This is a genomic window from Sphaerisporangium sp. NPDC049002, from assembly GCF_040649355.1.
In the GTDB taxonomy this organism is placed as follows: domain Bacteria; phylum Actinomycetota; class Actinomycetes; order Streptosporangiales; family Streptosporangiaceae; genus Sphaerisporangium.
Map to the genome: position 1 here is coordinate 1 of NZ_JBEZFH010000383.1, position 3,114 is coordinate 3,114.

The window sequence follows — 3,114 nt, forward strand, 5'->3', positions numbered from 1 at the left end:
GGGCGCTCTCGCCCGAGGCGGGGAGCTCGGCCTCGCCGGCGCGGACGCCGTCCTTGCCCGGGGCGGTCGCGTCGGAGGCCTCCTTATCGGGGGCGGCGTCGTCGGGGGCGTCCTTGGCGGGAGGGTCGTCGCCGGTCAGCGGCCTCGGCTCGGGCACGAACGGCGAGCCGACGCCGGACCGCAGCGCGACGGCGTACGGCCGGGTGCCGAGCGGGAAGCCCAGGTCGAACTGCAGCGAGTCGTAGACCGGGTTGAAGACGCGCTGCCCGATGAAGTACAGGTACCTGCCCTCGGGGTCGAAGGCGGGCCTGCTGTCGCGCAGCACCGGGCGGGTGGCCCGGTAGGTCTCCCCGGTGGCGACCCTGCAGAGCTTGATGGCCGTGGTCTGCGCGGTGTCGGGGAAGGTGTAGGCGAGCCAGTCACCCTCGGGGGACCAGACGGCGTCCTCCACGCGGCCGAACCTGCTGCTGTCGGCGACCTTCAGCGTCGCCTGTCCGCCGGTGTCCTCGGCCCCCGGCTCGGGCAGGGTGACGATGAGGAGCTCGTTGCGGTGGTTGGTCACCGCGACGCGGTCGGCGCCCGGCGACACCGACAGGTCGATCGCCCGCCCGGTGTCCAGGGCGGACAGGCGTACCGGGGGTGCGCTGCCGTCGGCGGTCAGCACGACCAGGACCTCGCGGTCGCCGTCGTCGCTGGCCGCCGCCACCAGCCGCTCGCGGTCGTTGAGCCAGGTCAGCAGGCGGTAGCGCACGCCGTCGGGCTCACCGTGCTGGCGGACCGGCCCCTCCCAGTTTCCGAAGGAGTACGCCTTGCCGCGCGTGGTGATCGCCAGGCCGCTGCCGTCGGGGGTGAGGGTGGCGCTGTCGAGGTAGCGTCCGGCGGGGACGAAGCGGCGGTTGCGCTGGGTGCGCGAGCTGCCCAGGCGCACCTCGACCGGGCGCGCCTCGCCCTCGGCCGGGTCGAGCACGTACAATTCGGCCGCCGCGTGGTAGACCAGCCGCCGCCCGTCGCTCGCGAGGTTGCGGGCGTAGTAGTCGCCGTGGTCGGTGTGGCGCTGGAGGTCCTCACCGGCGGGGGTGCAGGAATAGACGTTGCCGATGCCCTCGTGGTCGGACAGGAAGTAGATGCGCTCGCCCACCCAGCAGGGCGAGGCGAGGTTGCCCGCCAGGGAGATCAGCCGGGCGAACTCGCCCCTGCCCTCCCGGTCGACCCACAGGTCGCCGACGGTGCCTCCCCGGTAGCGCTTCCACCGCGCCGGGTCGGCGGTGTTGCGGCCGAGCACGATCGCCCCGCCGGGGCCGTAGGAGATGGAGTTGGCCGGCCCGTACGGCAGGCGTTGGGAGACGCCGCCGGGGTCGACCCGGTGGAGCCATCGGCGGCGGCCGAAGGGCTGGCCCTCGTCGCTCGCGTAGACCACCGCGCCGCCCGGGTCCCAGCCGGTGACCGTGCACAGGGCGCCGTCGTAGGTCATCCGCTGTCCGGCGCCGCCCTCGGCCGGCATGACGTAGACCTCCTCGGGCCCCTCCTCGCGGCCGACGAAGGCGATCTTGGTGCCGTCGGGGGAGAAGCGGGGATACCCGGCCTCGGCGACCCCGGCGGTCAGGCGGAAGGCCCTCCCGCCGTCGGCGGAGACCATCCACAGGTCGTCCTCGGCGGCGAAGACGACGACCTCGCCGAAGATCGTGGGGAAACGGAGGTAAGCGGACATCGATCCTCGCGTTCGGGGGCCGGGGTCTCCATGATCAGGCACCCGGGCCGCCGCGTCGAGACCGTGAACGCCCCCTCTTCGGCGCCGCGAAGGCCCGAAGGACCGTCGAGCGGGCCATGGGGAGCGGTCGCCGTACTTGACGGGCCGGATCCACAAGTCCACGCGGTGGCCGGAGGGAGAGTGCCTGATCATGCGCTGTTGCCGAGGCCCGGTTCGCGGGCTATGACGGCCCCGTCACACAGCTCGCCGGGATCGTCGCGTCATGACCCGCGTCACCGGGCCTCTTCGCGCTCCGCGGGTCGCTTGTCGTCGTCCTCGCGTTTGGTCTGCTTGGTCTCGCGCGTGGCCTTGATGGCCGCCTTCTTGGCCTTTCCTGTGGCCTTGGTGGATTTCTTTCGTGTTCCCGCCATGATTCCCCCTGTTCTCATGGACCGACCATTGACTGACAATGCGCCATATTCGGCGCATCACTCGCGTTAAATACCCAACAGCGGAGCGAATCACCCATAAGCGTCTTTCGCGGCTCGCAGTAGCGTGAGCCGCCCCGGCCCGCCGCCACCCGGGGCCGGGACGGGCGGACGTGGCGCGCGGCGGCGGGGGAGGGGACCCCGTCGAAGGTCGTGGGTCACCGCGCCACGGGGCGAAGAGAGGCACGGCGGGTGCCGGTCGGGAGCGCGTCGTCCCAGCGCATAGAACGAAAGTTCGACAAAGATCGCAACCTCAAAACTGGCGGTAAAAAGGACGGCATGGTATGGCTAAAGATCTTGGGGGCGGGCAGAACGTCGGCACACCGCTTGCGTTGCCGGGAGGTGCGGCGTGCCTTGGTCGCAGGACGAGGAGCGAATGCTTGCCCAGATCGAGAGTTATCTCATTGATGCCGATCCACGACTCGCCGCCCGGCTTGAGTCGTTCAACGAGCGCGTGCAGCGCAAGGCGGCCGGAGAACAGAAGCGGGCCGCCCGCGAGGCCCGTGGCCGGCGGCGTCTGAGCAGGTCGTCGATCATCATCCTGGTGAGCTGGCTGCTGATCGCCACCCTGGTGGCGACACTGCTGATCATGGTGTTCCACCACGACGCGGCGGCCGCGCTGCCGATGTGAGAGCAAGGCCGCGCGCCACCGTCCGCGCCTTCCGCCCTCTGCCGCGGCGGGTCTCCCGTTGTACGTACGGGCCGGCTCGCCGCGGAAGCGTGCGATGTCCAGGCCCGCGACACGACCGAGCCTGCAAGGATGGGAGAAAGCGCTCTCTTGGGGTATGGGAGCGTGCCCACGGGTGGCCGGAGCGCTGTATTGGGTCCCCTCAGGGATGTGGGGCCGAGGCCAGGTCCCGGTTGACGCTCCGCTCGGCGCGGCTCAGAAGGTACGCCAGCGAGGACCCGAGCCCCGTCGTCGTCGCCGATCGCACGGAG

2 protein-coding genes and 1 pseudogene are annotated in these 3,114 nt (G+C 71.3%); 1 reads left to right on the plus strand and 2 read right to left on the minus strand.

Annotated elements, in window-relative coordinates; genetic code table 11:
* Window positions 1–1,708, minus strand: a pseudogene (locus tag AB0B89_RS35715) (peptidase); the annotation flags it as partial.
* 272 nt (window positions 1,709–1,980) lie between these two features.
* A complete protein-coding gene (locus tag AB0B89_RS35720; RefSeq protein WP_358561998.1) occupies window positions 1,981–2,118 on the minus strand; it encodes a hypothetical protein in 138 nt (45 codons plus the stop codon).
* 406 nt (window positions 2,119–2,524) lie between these two features.
* Here AB0B89_RS35720 and AB0B89_RS35725 point away from each other — a divergent pair, with 406 nt between their 5' ends.
* Entirely contained in the window at window positions 2,525–2,806 is a 282-nt protein-coding gene (locus tag AB0B89_RS35725) for a DUF3040 domain-containing protein (RefSeq protein ID WP_358562001.1), read from the plus strand.
* The last annotated feature ends 308 nt before the right edge of the window (window positions 2,807–3,114 follow it).